Source organism: Pseudomonas sp. RAC1 (assembly GCF_030658255.1).
Taxonomy (GTDB): Bacteria; Pseudomonadota; Gammaproteobacteria; order Pseudomonadales; family Pseudomonadaceae; genus Aquipseudomonas; species Aquipseudomonas boreofloridensis.
In genome coordinates this window covers 1-21,053 of record NZ_JAUTXS020000028.1, presented here as the reverse complement: position 1 = coordinate 21,053, position 21,053 = coordinate 1, and the positions used below count along the sequence as shown (strand labels likewise).

Sequence of the window (21,053 nt, the reverse complement as noted above, 5' to 3'; positions counted from 1 at the left end):
ATCGGTTTGTGGCTAAATTCAGGGTCGTAAGCCCTAAAGGTGTCGACAATAATGCTAGAAGCACCCTCAGCCTTTGCCCCGGCTGCCGAGGATGGCGAAACCCTGTCCGAGCATGTGTTTCGCCGCATCCAGGCGGCCATCGTCAAGGGCGACATCGCGCCCGGCAGCAAGATCTCCGAGCCCGAGCTGGCGCGCACCTATGGCATCAGCCGTGGTCCTCTGCGCGAGGCCATCCACCGTCTGGAGGGGCAGCGTCTGCTGGTGCGCATCCCCCATGTCGGTGCGCGGGTGGTCTCGCTCGATCCTGCCGAGCTGGTCGAACTCTATGAAATCCGCGAGTCGCTCGAAGGTATGGCCTGTCGCTTGGCCGCCGAGCGCATGAGCGTGGAGCAGATCGACGAGCTGCGCCGCGTGCTCGATACCCACGAGCGCGACGCAGCCTTCCAGGCAGGGCTGGGTTACTACCAGCAGGAAGGCGATTTCGACTTCCACTATCGGATCATCCAGGGCAGCGGCAACCAGACCCTGGTGAAGATGCTCTGTGGCGAGTTGTATCAACTGGTGCGCATGTACCGTATCCAGTTCTCGGCCACGCCCAACCGGCCGCGCCACGCTTTCGCCGAACACCACCGCATTCTCGATGCCATCGCCGAACGCGACGGCGAATTGGCCGAACTGCTGATGCGTCGCCACATCGCGGCGTCCAAGCGCAACATCGAGCGTCACTACCAAGGCGCCGACAACACTAGTCCACGAGGTGAGTCATGACTGTGAAGAGCACTCCCGGCCAGCGTTTCCGCGATGCGGTCGCCGCCGAACATCCGCTGCAGGTGGTCGGGACCATCAACGCCAACCATGCGCTGCTGGCCAAACGTGCCGGATTCAAGGCCATCTACTTGTCTGGAGGGGGCGTCGCCGCCGGTTCCCTGGGGTTGCCTGACCTGGGCATCACCGGGTTGGACGACGTACTCACCGATGTCCGCCGGATCACCGATGTCTGCGACCTGCCGCTTCTGGTGGATGTGGACACCGGCTTTGGCGCCTCGGCGTTCAACGTGGCTCGCACGGTGCGCTCCATGAGCAAGTTCGGAGCTGCAGCCATTCATATCGAGGATCAGGTCGGCGCCAAGCGCTGCGGTCATCGACCGAACAAGGAAATCGTCTCGCAGCAGGAGATGGTCGATCGTATCAAGGCGGCGGTCGATGCGCGGACCGATGACAGCTTCGTGATCATGGCGCGCACCGACGCGCTGGCAGTCGAAGGGCTGAACGCGGCCCTGGACCGCGCTGCGGCCTGTGTCGAGGCGGGCGCCGACATGATCTTCCCCGAGGCCATTACCGAGCTGCAGATGTACAAGACCTTCGCTGACCGAGTGAAGGCGCCTATCTTGGCCAACATCACTGAGTTCGGCGCCACGCCACTGTTCACCACCGAGGAGTTGGCAGCCGTCGACGTGTCCTTGGTGCTGTATCCGTTGTCGGCATTCCGCGCCATGAACAAGGCGGCCGAGAACGTCTACACCGCGCTGCGCCGTGATGGCACGCAGAAGCAGGTGGTGGACACGATGCAGACGCGCATGGAGCTTTACGATGCCATTGGCTACCACGCCTTCGAGCAGAGCCTCGATGCGTTGTTCGCACAGAAAAAAGGCTGATGACCGAACAGGTCAGGCCCGATTAGCCAGCAAGACTTCATAACAATTTCAAGAAAGGAGAACCATCCCATGGCCGAAGCAAAAGTACTCAGCGGTGCCGGCCTGCGCGGCCAGGTGGCCGGGCAGACCGCGCTGTCGACCGTCGGCCAGGCCGGTGCCGGCCTGACCTACCGTGGCTACGACGTGCGTGATCTGGCAGCAGGTGCCGAATTCGAGGAAGTGGCGTACTTGCTGCTTTATGGCGAGCTGCCGAGCAAGGCCGAGCTCGCCGACTACAAGCACCGACTGAAAGCGCTGCGTGACCTGCCGCAGGCGCTCAAGGAAGTCCTCGAGCGTATTCCGCGCGACGCCCACCCGATGGATGTCATGCGCACGGGCTGTTCGCTGCTCGGCACGCTGGAGCCGGAGCTGACCTTCGATGCTCAGCGCGACAGGACCGACCGTCTGCTGGCGCTGTTTCCGGCAGTCATGTGCTACTGGTATCGCTTCAGTCACCACGGCGTGCGCATCGACTGCAGCAGCGACGAGGACAGCCTGGGTGGTCATTTCCTTTATCTGTTGCACGGCAAGAAGCCCAGCGATCTGCACGTAAAGGTGATGAACGTCTCGCTGATCCTTTACGCCGAGCACGAGTTCAACGCCTCCACCTTCACTGCGCGCGTTTGCGCCTCGACATTGTCCGATCTTTATTCGTGCATCACAGCGGCCATCGGCGCGCTGCGCGGACCGCTGCATGGCGGGGCCAACGAGGCGGCCATGGAGCTGATCGAGCGCTTCCAAAGTCCGCAGGAGGCCAGCGCCGAACTGCTGCGCATGCTTGAGCGCAAGGACAAGATCATGGGCTTCGGCCATGCGATCTACAAGGAGTCCGATCCGCGCAACGAGGTGATCAAGGGCTGGTCGAAACAGCTCGCCGACGAGGTGGGTGATACCGTGCTCTACCCAGTCTCCGAAGCCATCGACAAGACTATGTGGGAGCAGAAGCGGCTTTTCCCCAACGCCGATTTCTACCATGCCTCGGCGTATCACTTCATGGGCATCCCGACCAAGCTGTTCACACCGATCTTCGTCTGTTCGCGGCTGACCGGCTGGGCCGCGCATGTCTTCGAGCAACGGGCGAACAACCGCATCATTCGACCCAGTGCCGAATACACCGGTGTCGAGCAGCGTCAGTTCGTGCCGATCGACCGGCGCTGATTCACCGGTCGTGGGGCTGCCTTGCAGCCCTGTTGCGATCCAAGACCGCTCCCGCAGGGGCGGCGCTGTACCTGTGGGAAGCGGCCTTGGGTCGCGAAAGGGCCGCGCAGCGGCTTCCGATGCCCGGCAATGCTCCTGCTACCGATCACCGTGACGAGCCTGATAACGACATGAACAGCGCATACCGCAAACTCCTGCCAGGCACCGGCCTGGATTATTTCGACGCTCGCCAGGCGGTCGAGGCGATCACGCCCGGCGCCTATGACCGTCTTCCCTACACCTCGCGCGTACTGGCCGAAAACCTGGTGCGCCGCTGCGACCCCGCGACGCTGAACGCCTCGCTGACGCAGTTGATCGAGCGCAAGCGCGACCTCGATTTTCCCTGGTACCCGGCACGTGTGGTGTGCCACGACATTCTTGGCCAGACTGCATTGGTAGACCTGGCGGGCCTGCGCGACGCCATCGCCGACATGGGCGGCGATCCTGCACAGGTCAACCCGGTGGTGCCGGTGCAGCTGATCGTCGACCATTCGCTGGCCGTGGAGTGCGGCGGCTTCGATCCGCAAGCGTTCGAAAAGAACCGCGCCATCGAGGATCGGCGCAACGAAGATCGTTTCCATTTCATCAACTGGACCAAGCAGGCGTTCAAGAACGTCGATGTGATCCAGCCGGGCAACGGCATCATGCATCAGATCAACCTGGAGAAGATGTCGCCGGTCATTCAAAGCGACCATGGCGTGGCGTTCCCGGATACCTGTGTCGGTACCGACAGCCATACCCCGCATGTCGATGCCCTAGGGGTGATCGCGATCGGTGTGGGTGGTCTCGAAGCCGAGAACGTGATGCTGGGGCGTGCGTCGTGGATGCGCCTGCCGGAAATCGTCGGCGTTGAGCTCACCGGCAAGCTCGACCCAGGCATCACCGCCACCGACCTGGTGCTCGCGCTGACCGAGTTCCTGCGCAAGCAGAAAGTGGTCGGCGCCTACCTCGAGTTCCACGGCGTCGGTGCCCAGGCGCTGACCTTGGGCGACCGCGCGACCATCTCCAACATGGCGCCTGAGTACGGTGCCACGGCGGCCATGTTCGCCATCGACCAGCAGACCCTCGACTACCTGCGTCTGACCGGGCGTGAGGATCGCCAAGTGCAGTTGGTGGAGACTTACGCCAAGGTCGCCGGCCTGTGGGCCGACAGCCTGGCCAAGGCCGAGTACGAGCGCACCCTGAGCTTCGATCTGTCGAGCGTGGTGCGCAACATGGCCGGTCCGTCCAATCCGCATGCCCGCGTGGCCACACGCGACCTGGCAGCCAAGGGCATCGCGGGGGCCTGGGAAGACGTGCCGGGGCAGATGCCCGATGGGGCGGTGATCATCGCGGCCATCACCAGTTGCACCAACACCAGCAATCCGCGCAACGTCATCGCCGCCGGTCTGCTGGCGCGCAACGCCAACCGCCTCGGACTGACACGCAAGCCGTGGGTGAAGTCGTCTCTGGCGCCGGGTTCCAAGGCGGTCCAGTTGTACCTCAAGGAGGCGGGCCTGGAGCAGGAACTGGAACAGTTGGGCTTTGGCATCGTCGCTTTCGCCTGCACCACCTGCAACGGCATGTCCGGCGCGCTGGATCCGGCGATCCAGCAAGAGATCATCGACCGTGACCTGTACGCCACTGCCGTGCTATCGGGCAATCGCAATTTCGACGGACGCATCCATCCCTACGCCAAGCAAGCGTTCCTGGCCTCGCCACCGCTGGTGGTGGCCTACGCCATTGCAGGGACCATCCGCTTCGATATCGAGAAGGATGTACTCGGCGTCGTCGACGGTCAGCAGATCCGCCTGATGGACCTGTGGCCGAGCGATGAGGAGATCGACGCCGTGGTGCGCGCCTCGGTCAAGCCTGAGCAGTTCCGTCAGGTGTACATCCCCATGTTCACCATCGAGGAGGACGCCGGGCCGAAGGTTGCGCCGCTGTACGACTGGCGCCCGATGAGCACCTACATCCGTCGCCCGCCTTACTGGGAGGGGGCCCTGGCCGGTGAGCGCAGCCTGCGTGGTATGCGGCCGCTGGCGGTGTTGCCGGACAACATCACCACCGATCACCTGTCCCCCTCCAACGCCATCATGCCCGACAGCGCTGCCGGCGAGTACCTGGCCAAGATGGGCTTGCCGGAGGAGGACTTCAACTCCTACGCCACGCACCGCGGCGATCACCTGACGGCTCAGCGCGCCACCTTCGCCAACCCGAAGTTGTTCAATGAAATGGTGCGCAGCGAAGACGGGAGCGTGAGGCAGGGTTCGCTGGCGCGCATCGAGCCGGAAGGCAAGGTGACGCGCATGTGGGAAGCGATCGAGACCTACATGCAGCGCAAGCAGCCACTGATCATTGTGGCCGGTGCCGATTATGGCCAAGGCTCCTCGCGCGACTGGGCTGCCAAAGGCGTGCGCCTGGCGGGGGTCGAAGCCATCGTTGCCGAGGGCTTCGAGCGTATTCACCGCACCAACCTGATCGGTATGGGTGTGTTGCCGTTGGAGTTCCATTCTGGAACCACGCGCCTGACCTTGGCCTTGGACGGCAGTGAAACCTATGACGTGCTTGGCGCGCGTACACCGCGCGCGACCTTGACCTTGGTGGTCAACCGACGCGATGGCGAGCGCCTGGAAGTGCCGGTTACCTGTCGACTGGACACCGCCGAGGAAGTGTCGATCTATGAAGCCGGTGGCGTGTTGCAGCGCTTTGCCCAGGACTTCCTGGAAGGCAAGGCCTAACCCACCTCTAGCCCCCTGAAGGAGGGGAATCGGACATGACACATGCAGCGCAAATCAAAATTGCCGCCACCTACATGCGGGGCGGCACCAGCAAGGGCGTGTTCTTCCGTCTGCAGGACCTTCCCGAGCGCGCTCAGGTGCCTGGGCCTGCGCGCGACGCCTTGCTGTTGCGGGTCATCGGCAGTCCCGACCCGTACGCCAAGCAGATCGATGGTATGGGCGGTGCGACTTCCAGTACCAGCAAGACCGTGATTCTTTCGCCAAGCACACGCCCCGATCACGATGTCGACTATCTGTTCGGTCAGGTGGCCATCGACAAGGCTTTCGTCGATTGGAGCGGCAACTGCGGCAACCTGTCGGCGGCGGTCGGCTCGTTCGCCATCGCCAGCGGTTTGGTGGACTCGACACGTGTACCGCATGACGGCGTCGCCACTGTACGGATCTGGCAGGCCAATATCGGTAAGACCATCATCGCCCATGTGCCGATCAGTGCAGGGCAGGTGCAGGAAACGGGTGATTTCGAGCTGGACGGCGTGACCTTTCCCGCAGCCGAAGTGCAGTTGGCGTTTCTCGATCCCGCCGCGGATGAAGAAGGTGAGGGGGGAGGGGCGATGTTTCCCACTGGTAATCTGGTCGACGACCTGGAGGTGCCCGGCATAGGAACCTTCAAGGCGACGCTGATCAACGCCGGGATCCCGACCATCTTCGTCAACGCCGCAGACCTTGGCTATACCGGTACCGAGCTTCAGGAAGCGATCAATGGCGATGCCGAGGCGCTAGCGCGTTTCGAGACGATCCGTGCCCAGGGGGCGGTGCGCATGGGATTGATCGACCACATCGAGCAAGCGGCCGGTCGCCAGCACACGCCAAAGGTCGCCTTCGTGGCGCCCGCCACCGGGTACAACGCCTCCAGCGGCAAGGCAGTGGCTGCCAGCGATATCGACTTGGTGGTGCGGGCGCTGTCGATGGGCAAGCTGCATCACGCGATGATGGGTACCGCTGCGGTGGCCATTGGCACCGCTGCTGCGATCCCAGGCACGCTGGTCAATCTGGCTGCCGGCGGTGGCGAGCGCAGTGCCGTCCGTTTCGGGCATCCCTCCGGCACTTTGCGGGTCGGGGCCGAAGCGCATCAGGTCAATGGTCAATGGACGGTGACCAAGGCCATCATGAGCCGCAGTGCGCGGGTGCTGATGGAAGGGTGGGTGCGGGTCCCGGGAGATAGTTTCTAGGTCATCCAAGCGTCTAGTCCTGAAGGGAGGTCAAAAGGTGTAAACCTTCTTCAGGATGGGGCACACAAAAAAGCCCGGCACATTGGCCGGGCTTTTTCTTGTCGCTTGCAGCTTCTAGCTTGCCGCTGCCTTACGCCTGAACCACCGGGATCTGGGCGTTGGCCGCTGCTTCGCGGAACTCGGCGATCTGGTCGAAGCTCAGGTAGCGGTAGACGTCGGCAGCCATGCTGTCGATGTCCTTGGCGTACTGCAGGTACTCCTCGACGGTCGGCAGTTTGCCGAGAATCGAGGCGACTGCAGCCAGCTCCGCCGACGCCAGATAGACGTTGGTGGCATCGCCCAGACGGTTGGGGAAGTTGCGGGTCGAAGTGGACACCACGGTCGAGCCGGTCTGGACGCGTGCCTGGTTACCCATGCACAGCGAGCAACCTGGCATTTCCATGCGTGCGCCGGCCTTGCCGTAGATGCCGTAGTAGCCTTCCTCGGTCAACTGGTGCGCGTCCATCTTGGTGGGCGGCGCCAGCCACAGGCGAGTCGGGATACCGCCCTTGACCTTCTCCAGCAGCTTGCCGGCTGCGCGGAAGTGACCGATGTTGGTCATGCACGAGCCAATGAACACCTCGTCGATTTTCTCGCCCTGGACCTGCGACAGCAGGCGAGCGTCGTCCGGGTCGTTCGGCGCGCAGAGCACAGGCTCCTTGACGTCGGCCAGGTCGATTTCGATGATTTCAGCGTATTCGGCGTCGGCGTCGGCCGAGAGCAGTTGTGGATTGGCCAACCAGGCCTCCATGGCCTGCGCGCGGCGCTCCATGGTGCGTGCATCACCGTAGCCTTCGCTGATCATCCAGCGCAGCAGGGTGATGTTCGACTGCAGGTACTCGGCGATGGCCTTTTCCGGCAGCTTGATGGTGCAACCCGCCGCCGAGCGCTCGGCCGACGCATCGGACAGCTCGAAGGCCTGCTCGACGGTCAGTTCGTCCAAGCCCTCGATCTCTAGGATGCGACCGGAGAAGGCGTTTTTCTTGCCCTTCTTCTCGACGGTCAGCAGACCCTGCTGGATGGCGTAGTAAGGGATGGCATGGACCAGGTCACGCAGGGTGATGCCGGGTTGCAGCTTGCCTTTGAAACGCACCAGGACCGACTCCGGCATGTCCAGCGGCATGACGCCGGTGGCAGCGGCGAAGGCTACCAGGCCGGAACCGGCCGGGAACGAAATGCCGATGGGGAAGCGGGTGTGCGAGTCGCCGCCGGTGCCGACGGTGTCAGGCAGCAGCATGCGGTTCAGCCAGCTGTGGATGATGCCGTCGCCTGGACGCAGGGACACGCCGCCACGGGTGCGGATGAAGTCCGGCAGGGTGTGGTGGGTGGTGACGTCGATCGGCTTTGGATAAGCAGCGGTGTGGCAGAACGACTGCATGACCAGATCGGCGGAGAAGCCCAGGCAAGCCAGGTCCTTCAGCTCGTCGCGGGTCATCGGGCCGGTGGTGTCCTGAGAGCCGACGGTGGTCATCTTCGGTTCGCAGTAAGCGCCCGGGCGAACGCCTTGGCCTTCGGCCAGGCCACAGGCACGACCGACCATCTTCTGCGCCAGGGTGAAGCCCTTGCCGGTGTCGGCAGGCTGCTCGGCTTTCTTGAACAGGTCCGAGGCACCCAGGCCGAGTTCGGCGCGGGCCTTTTCGGTCAGGCCGCGGCCGACGATCAGAGGGATACGGCCGCCGGCGCGGACTTCGTCGAGCAGCACTTCGGTCTTCAGCTCGAAGGTGGTGACCAGCTCACCGCTGTCGTGGCGCTTGACCTCGCCCTTGAATGGGTAAACGTCGATCACGTCGCCCATGTTCAGGTTGGTGCAGTCGAATTCGATCGGCAGAGCGCCGGCGTCTTCCATGGTGTTGTAGAAGATCGGCGCGATCTTGGTGCCGAAGCAGAAGCCGCCGGCGCGCTTGTTCGGCACGTTGGGGATGTCGTCGCCGAAGAACCACAGCACGGAGTTGGTGGCCGATTTACGCGAGGAACCGGTACCGACCACGTCGCCGACGTACGCTACCGGATGGCCTTTGGCGCGGACCGCCTCGATTTGCTTGAGCGGGCCGACGGAGCCGGGTTGTTCTGGCTCGATGCCGTCACGGGCCATCTTCAGCATGGCCAGGGCGTGCAGCGGGATGTCCGGGCGCGACCAGGCATCGGGCGCAGGAGACAGGTCGTCGGTGTTGGTTTCGCCAGGCACCTTGAACACGGTCAGGGTGTACTTGTCGGCGATGGCCGGGCGCGAGGTGAACCACTCGCCAGCAGCCCAGGATTCCAGGACGGCCTTGGCGTGCACGTTACCGGCCTTGGCTTTTTCCGCCACGTCGTGGAAGGCATCGAACATCAGCAGGGTGTGCTTGAGCTGTTCGGCCGCGACGGCGCCCAGTTCGGCGTCATCCAGCAGCGCGACCAGCGTTTCGATGTTGTAGCCGCCTTGCATGGTACCCAGCAGCTCGGTGGCGTGCTTGCGGTCGATCAGGGGCGATTTGGCTTCGCCTTTGGCGATCGCGGACAGAAACGCGGCCTTGACGTAGGCCGCTTCGTCGACGCCTGGCGGAACACGGTTGGTGATCAGGTCTACGAGGAAGGCTTCTTCGCCGGCCGGCGGGTTTTTCAGCAGCTCGACCAGGCCTGCAGTTTGTTCGGCGTTCAGCGGCTGGGGCACGATACCCAGGGCGGCACGCTCTTCGATGTGTTTGCGGTAGGCTTCAAGCACAGTTATTACCCTCATCAGTGGTCCCTAAAGGGAGTCCGGGACGCTCATCCAGCATTCCCCACACCCATGCGCGGTTCACGGCTTTTTGAGCCGTCCAGCCAGGGTCGCAGAGAATCCTTACAGAAGCTGCTTTCAAAGTTTTACGCCTGTAGAACGGAAGGCTGATGAGGGGTTGGCGCGGCCATGCAAGGGGCATGCTCCGGGCCAACGCCGTTCTACCGGATCAACTGTGCTCGTGACGCTTTGAAAACAGCTTCCAACGGACATGGTTGCCTTGAAAAGGCGGGGTGATTCTACGGCAAAAAAAGGCGGAAGGTAAGTTGCCGTCGCTGACTTTAGCCCGTGACCCCGGTTAGACAAAGGGCTAACATGCCCGGGTGTGCCACCCCCAGATCATTGTTTTCTCATGTCCAACCAGTCCATCAAAACGCCCTGTGTCGGTCTTTGCTCTACCGTGTATGGCGATACCGTCTGTCGGGGCTGCAAGCGTTTCCACCATGAAGTGATTCATTGGAACGGATACGACGAAGCGCAGAAGCGGGCTGTCTGGCAGCGACTGGAACAGTTGCTGGTGCAGGTCATGATGGCCAAGCTGGAAATATTCGACAGCGACCTTCTGCGCCAGCAACTGGAGCAGCGCTCGATCCGCTTCGTGCCGCAACAATCGGTGTATTGCTGGGCCTACCAATTGATCGCTCGCGGTGCCCGCATGATCCGTGATCTGGACGCCTACGGCATGGTCCTGCTGCCTGAGTTCCGCGAATGGGACCTGCCCCAGTTGCGCGACGCCATCGACCGCGAGTTCTTCCTGCTGTCCGAAGCGCATTACGAGCGCTATATCGCCCCCGCCTTCCTCAAGGACACGCAGGGGTAGCGATTTCTAGCTGCCTGTTGCTGCGGGCAAGCGCGAGGGTGGTGCCTCATTTTCGAGGAGGCACTTGTCATGGATTCACTGAAATTCGAGCCACTGATCAGTTTCACTGCCCGTTGCCAATGGCAGCTCGATGAGGTGCTCATTCAGCCCGGCCAGTGGGATGAAGACAGCGATTTACTGCGTCCGTTCTGGGTCGAATTCGATGACTGGAATGGCAACGATGGCTGGTTGATCACCAGCACCGACTATAGCGAAGAGATGATCCAATCCTTCCTGATCGACCAGTTGCTAGGGCCTCAGGCACGCCAGCGGCATTTCTGCGACAGTTTCTGGTTCGGCGTGTATCGCCACGCGGTCGGCTACTTTTATGAGGTTAGGCCCGCTTACGAGGGGAACAATGTGAATTCGTGGCCGCTGTTGGACTACTGGCTGAATGTTAGCCGCAATGGCTATTTGGGTTTCTATACCGCCCGTTCACCGGCAGGCAAATGCTTGACCGAGCAAGCTCGACTCGAAGTGCGTGATCCCTTTGGGATTCGGCCCGGGGTGACATTACCGCTGGAGCCGCCGTTCGAGATCGCCACTCCCCTCTACACGCTCACTTGCTCACGCGGCACGCCCTTGTGGCATGTTCCCGAACTGGATCCATCGGCCTTGAAAACTGGAGACGTGATTTCCAATTTGACCCTTCACACGCCTTGGGGAAAACGGGTGCGGCGGATTGCTGAAGATGTCGCCTACCTCAACGATCACCAAGGCACGAGCGGGCGCTTCAGTCTGGTGATTCAGAACCCCTGTGTGCCTCCACACCCCAAACCCAAGGCCTGACTGCAGGCTCAGTCGCCGGTGTACTCGCAGCCGCTGGTGCAGGTCTCGTGGATGCGCACCTTGGACAGCTCCGGCAGCAACGGCTTGACCTGCTCCCAGATCCACTTGGCGATCACTTCGCTGGTGGGATTCTCCAGGCCGGGAATGTCGTTCAGGTAGTTATGGTCGAGGCGTTCGTAGATGGGTTTGAAGATCGCCTTGACCTCTGCGAAGTCGCGGATCCAGCCGGTATGCGGGTCGAGTGGGCCGGTCAGGTGCAACGCGACCTTGAAGGAATGGCCATGCAGGCGTCCGCACTTGTGGCCGGCGGGAACGTTGGGCAGGCGGTGGGCGGACTCGAAGGTGAACTCTTTGAAAATTTCCACGCTGGCAGAACTCTGTGTGAATCGACAATGCGCGCAGTCTACCAGCATGCTTCCTACAAGGCTTGCAACCGTTCGTGCAGGTGCCCGCTGGCGACCAGTTCGAGTAGCTCATCGCCCAGGCGCTGGCTCTCGGCAATCGCCTTGTACCAGTAACGCTTGCGTGCCGGCGCATCACCGATGAATCGCTTGAAGTCGCCACGGTCCGGAAGCTTGCCGTAAGGCAGGGTTGCCAGATACTGCGGTGATGGCGTCATCAGCAGCACGTTCTGCAGGCGCGTCGCGTCGCCCCGGCGCCAGGGCAGTGCCTTGTCGAACCAGCCGGGTATCACTTTGTCGGTGAAGTGCGGGTAAAGCACCAGATCGTCGCCGCAGTAGGGCAGGTCCAGGTGATAGTCCAGCAGACCGCCATCGCGATAGGTACCGGTTCCAGCGCCGGGAATGTCTCGTACCCCCTCCATCACCATCGGGATGGAGCCGGAAGCGAGCAGGGCTTGGCGCAGGTTGTCCAGGTGCAGCGGCAGGCAGCGTGACGGGAAGTCGGTGAGCGCATCCAGTGGAGGCGCGCAGCGGCCGTCGTGAAGGATCACCCGTTCGAAATGCCGAGCCAGGCGTGAACGGCCTATCAGATTGCTGGCGATGACTGAGGACAATCCCGCGCCGAGTGTCGCCCTACCGTCAAATGCCAACGCTCCATGGCTTTTGACAGCCAGAATGTTCAGCCGGTAGTTGGGATTGGCAAGGATCTCGCTGTCCCGGCCTTGCAATAAGTCGTCGAGCATGCGCTGGCAGCTCTGGGTCACTTGCGCCGGAGTCACGCCCCTGGCGAAGTCCTGTTCGGTGTACAGCTCGCCCAGGCGGCGCAGGCCGGCAATGGGGTCGTTCAGGCAGGCGCTGGCGAAGCGCCAAGCGCCGATCGAGGCGCCGATCAGCGAGCGCTGGCGCGGCGCTGAAGGTAGCAAATGGCCGAAGATCGCCAGGTCCAGGCCCTGGATGCCCAAGGGTTTGGGGCCTCCTGCGGCGCCAGGCAGTGTGCCGATATCGCCAGCGCGCAGGCCGCGTTCGCGAATGTGTACCAAGGCGCGTCTGCCCGCTTTGAAGGTCAGGGCGGGGTACTTGATATGGATGGCGCTCATGGCAGTCTCTAGTCGGGCAGGCACGCATTATAGGCAAGTCACCTGGGTGTGTGCCGAAGTGCTGGATAACGGCGCTATCATGTCGCCCGTTATTTTCAGGTTGAGTTAAGGGCTAATGATTAATCTCAATGGCGTAGACAACTCGTAAAGTTCGATGGAGAAACCTCATGAAGACCCTGACTGCTCTGTTCGCCGCCGCCGCTTTGACTTTCGGCACCACTGCTGCGTTCGCCAAGGATGTCCAGCCCGACCAAGTGGTCAAGCTGGTCAATGAAAAGACCATCAAGTCGCTGGATGAACTCAAGGCGGCTGCGGTGGCCAAACATCCCGGCTCAACCGTTACCGACAGCGAGCTCGAAGAGGAATATGGCCGTTACATCTACAAGGTCGAACTGCGTGATGCGCAGAACGTCGAATGGGACGTGGACCTGGATGCCAAAACCGGCGAAGTTCTGAAGGATGCGCGAGACAGCTGATGAACACCTTGTCGCGAGCAGTGCCTTGCCTGGCCTTGGCACTGCTGGTCGCCTGCCCACTGGCAAGTGCCCGTGACCTGGATCAGGATGAGGCCCTGGCGTTGCGCCAGCAGGGCGTTATCCTGCCGCTTGAACAACTGCTCGAAGCCGCCCTGGGGCGTCACCCCGGGGCGCGCTTGCTGGAGGCCGAGCTTGAGGAAAAACATGATCGCTACGAATACGAGGTCGAACTCCTGACCCCGAATGGCGTGGTTCGCGAGATCAAGTACGACGCCCGCACTGGGGTCTTGATCAAAGACGAGGAAGACGACTGAATGCGCCTGTTGCTTGTCGAAGACAACGTCCCGCTGGCCGATGAGCTCACGGCCAGCCTGCAGCGCCAGGGTTACGCCGTGGATTGGCTGGCCGATGGTCGCGACGCGGTGTTTCAGGGGCAGAGCGAGCCCTACGACCTGATCATCCTCGACCTCGGTCTGCCTGGCCTGCCCGGGCTCGAAGTGCTCGAGCAATGGCGCGCCGCCGCCCTGGCTGTGCCAGTTCTCATCCTCACAGCCCGTGGCTCGTGGGCCGAGCGTATCGAAGGGCTCAAAGCAGGGGCCGATGACTATTTGAGCAAGCCTTTTCATCCGGAAGAGTTACAGTTGCGCATCCAGGCGCTGCTGCGCCGTGCTCGCGGCCTGGCCAACCAGCCGCGGCTGGAGGCTGCCGGCCTGCATCTGGATGAAGGGCGGCAATGCGTCACACGCGACGGCGTCGACATCCAGTTGACCGCTGCCGAGTTCCGTTTGCTGCGGTATTTCATGCTGCACCCGCGTCAGGTGCTTTCGAAAAGCCATCTGGCCGAACATCTCTACGACGGCGAGACCGAACGCGACTCCAACGTGCTTGAGGTGCATGTCAATCACTTGCGACGCAAGCTGGGTCGTACTGTGATCGAGACGCGCCGGGGTCAGGGCTATGTGTACGCCGGGAGTGCCGGCGGGTGAAGTCGATCCAGGCGCGCCTGAGCCTTGGTCTGGTGGTGGTGCTGGTGGTGGTCGGCGTGGCGGTGGCGCAGGTGACCCTTTGGCTTTTCGAGGCGGGCCTGCAACGCTACCTTGAAGCTGGATTGCGCAAGGAAAGCGAAAACTTGCTGGTGGCGCTCGTGCATGGGCCGCGCGGCTTGCAGCTGGACGAGCGACGAGTGTCAGCGGCGTACCACCGGCCGTTTTCAGGCTACTACTTTCGTATCGACTTCGCCCAAGGTACCTGGCGTTCACGCTCGCTCTGGGATCTGGACATGCCCAAGCCGGAGCGGCCAGGCCTGGATGATGGCCACGAGTTAGGCCCGGAAGGCCAGCAACTGCTGGCTTATCGCGGCGATTACCGGCGTCTGGGCCAGCAGGTATCGATCAGTGTCGCGCAGGACTATTCACCTGTAAGTGCAGCGTTCAGGCGCCTGCAGCAGATAGGTCTGGGCATGGGCGTTGTGGCCTTGGCGCTGATCCTGATCTTGCAGCGCATTACCATCACCCGCGCGCTGCGCCCCCTGGAGCGTGCCCGCCAGCAGATCGCCCAGTTACAGCAGGGTCAGCGTTCGCAACTAGATGCCGAGGTGCCAAGCGAACTGCAGCCGCTGGTGGAGCAGATCAACCATTTGCTCGCACACACCGAAGACAGCCTGCGGCGCTCGCGTAACGCTTTGGGCAATCTCGGACATGCCCTGAAAACGCCCTTGGCGGTTCTGTTGAGTCTGGCCGGGAGCGAGCGCCTGCGCGACACGCCTCAGCTCCAGTCGCAACTGCGCGAACAGCTGGAGCAGATCCAGCAACGTCTGACGCGAGAGCTCAACCGCGCGCGGTTGGCCGGCGATGCTTTGCCTGGTGCCCGGTTCGATTGCGATGCTGAACTCCCAAGTCTTCTGTCGACCTTGAGCATGATTCACGGCGCCGGGCTTGCGATCGAGCAGGACGTTCCGGCGCGTTTGCAACTGCCATGGGACCGTGAAGATTTGCTGGAACTGCTGGGTAACTTGCTGGACAACGCCTGCAAGTGGGCGGACAGTCAGGTTCGCCTGTCGATCCGGTCAACGCCGCAAGGTTATAGGCTTTGGGTGGACGATGATGGTCCAGGTATTCCTGACCAGTCTCGACAGCAAGTGCTTGAGCGCGGCTCTCGCCTGGACGAGCAAGTGGCGGGGCACGGGCTGGGCTTGGGTATCGTTCGCGACATCGTCGAGGCTTGGCAGGGCCAGATCGAGCTTCAGGAAAGCCCGCTGGGTGGCCTGCGCGTCGATATCCGCTTACCGCGCAAGGGCCGCTGATCAACAGCAAGCTGTTCGTCGTTGCCTGCCCACCGCTATGCTTCAACCTGTCCATGCCCGAGCTTTGCCCACATGACCTTGCTGCCGCTCCAGCTTAGCGCTGCCCGCGATGCCGACCGCGATTTCGCTCGCGACTTGACCCGCCGAGCCATGCTTCCCTATTACCAGCAATTCGACCTGCTCTGGGTTGAGGACGCCTTCGATCAGGCCTGGGAATGGCGCGAGCAATGGCTGATGACCTCGGGCGAACAGGTGATTGGTTTCTGCAGTTTGAGCCAGGATAGCCAGGCACTCTTCATTCGCGAACTGCACCTGTTGCCTGAGTTTCGTGGTCAGGGCGTGGGTAAATGGGTCCTCGGTCAGTTGGCCTGTTGGGCGCAGCAACGCCGTCTGCCACTGCTGCGCCTGATGGTCTTCAGCACCAACCCTGCTCGGCGACTCTACGCAGCTACCGGTTTTGTTGAAGTGGGCGAGGATGCCTGTTTTGTTCGAATGCAGCGCTGGGTCGACAGATCTGCCGCCGCCACCACGTGAGAGTGTTTCTGGAGGGCTGAGAGGATCGGCTCGGACGGGTGGTAGGTGCTCGGCTTGTGTTCATTGGATCCAATGTGCATAGTGCGACCTTGGCACCGAGCTGAGCGCCCGTGGCTGCCTGCATCCCAGGGATGTCGGATGAGTCGATAAGGACATCAAATGAAAGGTTTTGGACTGCGGTTGAGGGAAGAGCGTGAACGGCTGGGCATGACCCAGCGGGTATTCGGCGACATTGGCGGGGTCGAGCCCAACGCTCAAGGCAAGTATGAGAGCGGGGAGCGTACTCCGCGGATCGACTATCTGGCCGCAGTGGCCAGCAAGGGGGTCGATGCGCTCTATGTATTGACGGGTACGCGCACACTTGCGCCGCTGGAGTGCTTGAGTGCCGAAGAGAGCCGACTGCTGCGCGGCCTCAGGCAGTTGATGCCGGCCGACCGCGCCGCCGTCTGGCACTTGCTCGGTCGCCTGGTTGCGGACGGCCATTTGCAGGGGAGCGGCCTGCAGCGCAGAGGAGAGGGTCAGACTTATCTGCATGACGCGTTGCGCTAGGTTTGCGGTGAAATTTTTTGTTAAGGTGGCCGGATCCAATCGCCCCACTACGAGGTGTCTGCTTGATTAGGGTACTGGTGGTCGATGACCACGATCTGGTGCGTACCGGCATCACCCGTATGCTGGCTGATATCGATGGCCTGCAGGTGGTGGGCGAAGCGGACTCTGGTGAGGCGGCCCTCAAGCTGGCCCGCGAACTCAAGCCGGATGTAGTGCTGATGGACGTCAAGATGCCTGGCATCGGTGGCCTTGAGGCAACACGCAAGCTGTTGCGCAGCGATCCGGACAGCAAGGTGGTGGCGGTCACCGTCTGTGAAGAGGATCCGTTTCCTACGCGTCTGCTTCAAGCCGGGGCGGCAGGCTATCTGACCAAGGGCGCCGGGCTCGACGAAATGGTCCAGGCCATTCGCCTGGCCTTCGCGGGACAGCGCTATATCAGCCCGCAGATCGCCCAGCAACTGGCGCTGAAATCGTTCCAGCCGCAGGGCTCGCCGTTCGATGCGCTGTCGGAGCGGGAAATTCAGATCGCGCTGATGATCGTCGGCTGTCAGAAAGTGCAGGTCATCTCTGACAAGTTGTGTCTGTCCCCCAAGACCGTCAATACTTACCGTTATCGGATCTTCGAAAAACTCTCGGTCACCAGCGACGTCGAACTGACATTGCTGGCCGTTCGCCACGGTATGGTTGACGCAAGTCTGTAATCCCTCATGTCCCAACTCTTTGATGCCAGCGCGTTCCTGGCGACCTGCAGTGGTCGCCCGGGCGTGTACCGAATGTTCGACGCCGAGTCGCGGCTGCTCTATGTAGGCAAGGCGAAAAACCTCAAGAAACGTCTGGCCAGCTATTTCCGCAAAGCTGGCCTGGCGCCGAAGACGGCTGCCCTGGTGGCGCGCATTGCCCAAGTCGAAACCACCATCACTGCGAACGAAACTGCAGCGCTCCTGCTGGAGCAGACGCTGATCAAGGAATGGCGTCCGCCCTACAACATCCTGCTGCGCGACGATAAGTCCTATCCCTATGTGTTTTTGTCCGATGGCGAGTTTCCGCGTCTGGGCATTCACCGGGGTGCCAAGAAGGCCAAGGGCCGCTACTTTGGGCCCTATCCCAGTGCTGGGGCGATCCGCGAAAGCCTGGGTCTGTTGCAGAAGGCCTTTTCGGTGCGCCAATGCGAGGACAGTTACTACGCCAACCGAACTCGCCCCTGCTTGCAGTACCAGATCAAGCGTTGCAAGGCGCCGTGCGTGGGTTTGGTCGAGTCCGGTGACTATGCCGAAGACGTGCGCCATTCGGTAATGTTCCTCGAGGGCCGCAGCCAGCAATTGGGCAACGAACTCAACGCCGAGATGGAGCAGGCCGCTATGGCACTGAACTTCGAGAAGGCTGCCGAGTTGCGTGACCAGATCGCGCTGTTGCGCCGCGTTCAGGACCAGCAGCATATGGAAGGCGGTTCAGGCGATGTCGACGTGGTCGCCGCCTTCGTCAACCCGGGCGGCGCCTGCGTCCATCTGATCAGTGTGCGCGGCGGGCGGGTTCTGGGCAGCAAGAATTTCTTCCCGCAGGTGGGTATCGAGGAGGAAGTTTCAGAAGTGATGGCCGCGTTCCTGTCGCAGTACTACGTCGGCAACGCCGAGCGCGAACTGCCCAGCGAACTGATCGTCAACGTGGTGCATGAGGACTTCGAAGCAATCATCGAAGCGGTGCAGAGCCTGCGAGGCCGTGAGCTGAGCATCAGCCATCGGGTTCGTGGCACGCGTGCGCGCTGGCAGCAGTTGGCGGTCACCAATGCTGAGCAAGCGCTCAATGCCCGTTTGGCGAACCGTCAGCACATGGCCGCGCGCTTCGAAGCGCTGGCGCAGGTGCTGGACCTGCCGGAGGTGCCGCAACGCCTGGAGTGCTACGACATCAGCCATTCCAGTGGCGAAGCGACTGTGGCGTCTTGCGTGGTGTTCGGTCCCGAGGGCCCGATCAAGTCCGACTACCGCCGTTTCAACATCGAAGGCGTGACGGCCGGAGACGACTATGCCGCGATGCAGCAGGCCCTGACTCGCCGCTTCGGGCGCATCAAGGACGGGGAGGGTAAGCTGCCGGATGTACTGCTGGTCGATGGTGGCAAGGGTCAGTTGAATATGGCGCGAGAGGTCATGCAGTCATTGGCCTTCACCGACCTCACCTTGCTCGGGGTGGCCAAGGGGGTGACCCGCAAGGCCGGTTTCGAAACGCTGTATCTCAACGACGCATCCCACGAGTTCACCCTCAAGGGCGACTCGCCGGCGCTGCACCTGATCCAGCAAATTCGCGACGAGGCTCACCGCTTTGCCATCACCGGTCACCGTGCGCGACGCGGCAAGGCTCGCCGAACGTCCAGTCTGGAGGATGTGGCCGGGGTCGGCCCCAAGCGCCGTCGCGACCTGCTGAAACATTTCGGCGGCCTGCAAGAGCTGAACCGGGCCAGTGCCGATGAGATCGCCAAGGCACCCGGCATCAGTAAAAAGCTTGCCGAGTCGATTTATGCCAGCCTGCATAGCGAGTAGAATGCCGGGCTCAACCTGCAGCCAGTCGTATCGATGAATATTCCAAACTTGCTCACCGTTCTACGCGTCTTGCTCATTCCAATCTTCATCCTGCTGTTCTACGTGCCTTATCACTGGAGCTACGTAGCGGCCAGCAGTGTGTTCGCGATTGCTGCGGCGACCGACTGGCTCGACGGCTATCTGGCGCGTCGACTGCAACAGAGCACGCCTTTCGGTGCGTTCCTGGATCCTGTGGCAGACAAGCTGATGGTCGCCGTCGCCTTGGTGCTGCTGGTGCAGGTGCATGCCAACTTCTGGCTGACGCTGCCAGCGGCCATCATCATCGGTCGCGAGATCGTGGTCTCGGCGCTACGCGAGTGGATGGCCGAATTGGGCGCGAGGGCGCACGTGGCGGTGTCCAACCTCGGCAAGTGGAAGACTGCTGCGCAAATGCTGGCGCTGGTGATCCTTCTGGGCAATCCGCCAGTACTGACCTTCTGGGTCGCGTTGGGCTACGCGTTGCTGCTGGTGTCGGCAGGATTGACGCTGGTGTCGATGGTGCACTACCTGCTGGCGGCATGGCCGCACTTGCGCGAAGGCTCGGAGCAGAAGTAAAAGTTTTTTTGAATCAAGGGGTTGACCTTCGCTGGCAGCTCGTTAGAATGGCGCCTATCACGACGCGGGAATAGCTCAGTTGGTAGAGCACGACCTTGCCAAGGTCGGGGTCGCGAGTTCGAGTCTCGTTTCCCGCTCCAAATATTGATTTTCAGGTTTACTCAAATCTGCAAATCCTCAAAAAAAGACGCTTAGGCGTCTTTTTTCGTTTCCGTCAGAGCCACTTCGATCCATGGCCATCCGGACTTTTCTAGCCCAGAAATGAGTCCACGAAATCCGGACTAACAACGTGCCGGTTTGTGGATCTACTCCTTCAAAGCGCAACTATTCCGTTCTCGACATCCCTGACAGGCTGCACGATGACTGCAGCGGCTGTGTAGTCATCGACTTGTTAGGCAAAACCACCCCGCAGATACCCGGCGCCACACAGTCGATGGCGCCCCGGGCCAATTTGTCGCCTCGCTTCCTGGTAACAGCAACCTAGCCTCCAGCAGGTAGCGCACTGGCCACACGTAGGCGATAGAACTGATTGCCGTGCACCCCGTTAAGATCGATCGAAACGGTGCACGACAGGTGACGCGACGCGGCCGGGCGATGCGGTTTGGCCTTCGAGTACCTGCCCACTGAGCCGCAGCTTCACTGCTGCCTTCCTAGCGGTGGCTGACCGGGACATTTTTCATGCGATTTGCCAATCAGAGTCACCTTCTATCAGCACGCCACCATGATCGGTGCGATCGCCTTGGCGGGCGACCGCTTTCCCTCCTACGTGAAAGCTCGATGCCCCGGTCTGGATAATGGCGCCGCAACTAATGCGGTCCCCCACAAGCGCGGCCGCTCGGCCTTTCACCGTGAGGCTGGAGGTGCCGGAAATGACTTCGCCCTCGCCATGAAGGGGGCAATCATGTTTATGGCCGATCAGCACGATGGGTTTCACAGGGGATCTCCTTTTCGAGGGTCGAAGTTTCCACTTCGGTCTTTGGCTTACGCGTAGAGGTGCGTTTCTTTCTCTCTGGACGCTTGCCTGGGCGAGCAGCCCAGAGGTAAGCGTTTTCGCGCAAGCGTTCCTGGATAGCCGGTGGATAGTCTTCAAGCGTGGTGAATGGCGGAACGGGCTTTCCGGGCAGACCGGCTTCGCGAATGATCTTTGGCCAGCGCGGTTTCCAGCACAGCATGAGGCTCAGCCAGTGACCGGTTCCGATGATCAGGAAGGCGGGCGAGATCAAGAGCAGGCCGATCTTGGTGATTCGGGAGGAGGTTCGAAAGTAGCGGGTCAGCCCTTCGAATTGA

The 21,053-nt window shown here is 61.8% G+C and carries 20 protein-coding genes, 1 tRNA gene and 1 pseudogene; 17 read left to right on the top strand and 5 right to left on the bottom strand.

Annotation, left to right across the window (positions count from 1 at the left end; all coding sequences use genetic code 11):
• The first annotated feature begins 51 nt into the window (after positions 1-51).
• The 5 genes from Q7C30_RS09005 to prpF all read left to right on the top strand — a co-directional run bounded on the left by Q7C30_RS09005 (position 52) and on the right by prpF (position 6,840).
• The gene (locus tag Q7C30_RS09005) at positions 52-768 is read left to right on the top strand and encodes a GntR family transcriptional regulator (RefSeq protein ID WP_317871305.1); all 717 of its coding nucleotides are present in this window, start codon (positions 52-54) and stop codon (positions 766-768) included.
• Positions 765-1,655, top strand: coding sequence for a methylisocitrate lyase (prpB, locus tag Q7C30_RS09000; RefSeq protein WP_039576667.1), 891 nt, complete (start codon positions 765-767; stop codon positions 1,653-1,655). The genes Q7C30_RS09005 and prpB overlap by 4 nt, the downstream gene beginning before the upstream one ends.
• Before the next feature lie 69 nt (positions 1,656-1,724).
• Positions 1,725-2,852, top strand: coding sequence for a 2-methylcitrate synthase (prpC, locus tag Q7C30_RS08995; protein ID WP_039576671.1), 1,128 nt, complete (start codon positions 1,725-1,727; stop codon positions 2,850-2,852).
• A gap of 170 nt (positions 2,853-3,022) precedes the next feature.
• Complete coding sequence (gene acnD, locus Q7C30_RS08990) at positions 3,023-5,611, top strand: Fe/S-dependent 2-methylisocitrate dehydratase AcnD (protein WP_317871304.1); 2,589 nt, start codon at positions 3,023-3,025, stop codon at positions 5,609-5,611.
• A gap of 35 nt (positions 5,612-5,646) precedes the next feature.
• Positions 5,647-6,840: a 2-methylaconitate cis-trans isomerase PrpF gene (prpF, locus tag Q7C30_RS08985; RefSeq protein WP_295483957.1), complete on the top strand. Its 1,194-nt coding sequence runs from the start codon at positions 5,647-5,649 to the stop codon at positions 6,838-6,840.
• 130 nt (positions 6,841-6,970) lie between these two features.
• Here prpF and acnB read toward each other — a convergent pair whose 3' ends face one another.
• Positions 6,971-9,580: a bifunctional aconitate hydratase 2/2-methylisocitrate dehydratase gene (gene acnB / locus Q7C30_RS08980; RefSeq protein ID WP_304485015.1), complete on the bottom strand. Its 2,610-nt coding sequence runs from the start codon at positions 9,578-9,580 to the stop codon at positions 6,971-6,973.
• A 406-nt stretch (positions 9,581-9,986) separates the two neighbouring features.
• Between acnB and Q7C30_RS08975 the strand changes: the two genes are divergently transcribed.
• Both Q7C30_RS08975 and Q7C30_RS08970 read left to right on the top strand, forming a co-directional pair.
• The gene (locus Q7C30_RS08975) at positions 9,987-10,454 is read left to right on the top strand and encodes a DUF1289 domain-containing protein (RefSeq protein WP_317871303.1); all 468 of its coding nucleotides are present in this window, start codon (positions 9,987-9,989) and stop codon (positions 10,452-10,454) included.
• 69 nt (positions 10,455-10,523) lie between these two features.
• Positions 10,524-11,282 (top strand): hypothetical protein, encoded by a 759-nt coding sequence (locus Q7C30_RS08970; protein ID WP_317871302.1) that lies wholly within the window; start codon positions 10,524-10,526, stop codon positions 11,280-11,282.
• Between the two features lie 8 nt (positions 11,283-11,290).
• Here the strand turns inward: Q7C30_RS08970 and queD are convergent, their stop codons facing one another.
• The gene (gene queD, locus Q7C30_RS08965) at positions 11,291-11,647 is read right to left on the bottom strand and encodes a 6-carboxytetrahydropterin synthase QueD (protein WP_039576684.1); all 357 of its coding nucleotides are present in this window, start codon (positions 11,645-11,647) and stop codon (positions 11,291-11,293) included.
• Positions 11,648-11,700: 53 nt separating this feature from the next.
• Positions 11,701-12,780, bottom strand: a complete 1,080-nt coding sequence (locus Q7C30_RS08960) for a patatin-like phospholipase family protein (protein ID WP_317871301.1) — start codon at positions 12,778-12,780, stop codon at positions 11,701-11,703.
• 167 nt (positions 12,781-12,947) lie between these two features.
• Here Q7C30_RS08960 and Q7C30_RS08955 point away from each other — a divergent pair, with 167 nt between their 5' ends.
• The 10 genes from Q7C30_RS08955 (at position 12,948) to Q7C30_RS08910 (ending at position 19,906) form a co-directional block, all read left to right on the top strand.
• A complete protein-coding gene (locus Q7C30_RS08955) occupies positions 12,948-13,256 on the top strand; it encodes a PepSY domain-containing protein (RefSeq protein WP_029613557.1) in 309 nt (102 codons plus the stop codon).
• The gene (locus Q7C30_RS08950; RefSeq protein ID WP_317871300.1) at positions 13,256-13,570 is read left to right on the top strand and encodes a PepSY domain-containing protein; all 315 of its coding nucleotides are present in this window, start codon (positions 13,256-13,258) and stop codon (positions 13,568-13,570) included. The genes Q7C30_RS08955 and Q7C30_RS08950 overlap by 1 nt, the downstream gene beginning before the upstream one ends.
• On the top strand, positions 13,571-14,242 hold the full coding sequence (locus tag Q7C30_RS08945) for a response regulator transcription factor (RefSeq protein ID WP_029613559.1): 672 nt from the start codon (positions 13,571-13,573) through the stop codon (positions 14,240-14,242).
• Entirely contained in the window at positions 14,239-15,558 is a 1,320-nt protein-coding gene (locus tag Q7C30_RS08940) for a sensor histidine kinase (protein WP_317871299.1), read from the top strand. Before Q7C30_RS08945 ends, Q7C30_RS08940 begins: the two co-directional genes overlap by 4 nt.
• 81 nt (positions 15,559-15,639) lie before the next feature.
• Positions 15,640-16,092 (top strand): GNAT family N-acetyltransferase, encoded by a 453-nt coding sequence (locus Q7C30_RS08935; RefSeq protein WP_317871333.1) that lies wholly within the window; start codon positions 15,640-15,642, stop codon positions 16,090-16,092.
• A gap of 159 nt (positions 16,093-16,251) precedes the next feature.
• Positions 16,252-16,641 carry a helix-turn-helix domain-containing protein gene (locus Q7C30_RS08930; RefSeq protein ID WP_029613560.1) on the top strand — a complete coding sequence of 130 codons (390 nt, stop codon included), beginning with the start codon at positions 16,252-16,254 and terminating at the stop codon, positions 16,639-16,641.
• Positions 16,642-16,703: 62 nt separating this feature from the next.
• Entirely contained in the window at positions 16,704-17,342 is a 639-nt protein-coding gene (gene uvrY / locus Q7C30_RS08925; protein ID WP_039576693.1) for a UvrY/SirA/GacA family response regulator transcription factor, read from the top strand.
• Positions 17,343-17,348: 6 nt separating this feature from the next.
• Positions 17,349-19,172: an excinuclease ABC subunit UvrC gene (gene uvrC / locus Q7C30_RS08920; protein ID WP_317871298.1), complete on the top strand. Its 1,824-nt coding sequence runs from the start codon at positions 17,349-17,351 to the stop codon at positions 19,170-19,172.
• A 33-nt stretch (positions 19,173-19,205) separates the two neighbouring features.
• A complete protein-coding gene (gene pgsA, locus Q7C30_RS08915) occupies positions 19,206-19,766 on the top strand; it encodes a CDP-diacylglycerol--glycerol-3-phosphate 3-phosphatidyltransferase (protein WP_039576696.1) in 561 nt (186 codons plus the stop codon).
• 64 nt (positions 19,767-19,830) lie between these two features.
• A tRNA-Gly gene (locus tag Q7C30_RS08910) sits at positions 19,831-19,906 on the top strand.
• 536 nt (positions 19,907-20,442) lie between these two features.
• On the opposite strand, the gene Q7C30_RS08905 is transcribed toward Q7C30_RS08910, so the two are convergent.
• Positions 20,443-20,700: a PAAR domain-containing protein gene (locus tag Q7C30_RS08905; RefSeq protein WP_039576697.1), complete on the bottom strand. Its 258-nt coding sequence runs from the start codon at positions 20,698-20,700 to the stop codon at positions 20,443-20,445.
• A pseudogene (locus Q7C30_RS08900) lies at positions 20,672-21,053 on the bottom strand (hypothetical protein); the annotation flags it as partial. The pseudogene Q7C30_RS08900 and the gene Q7C30_RS08905, both read right to left, overlap by 29 nt.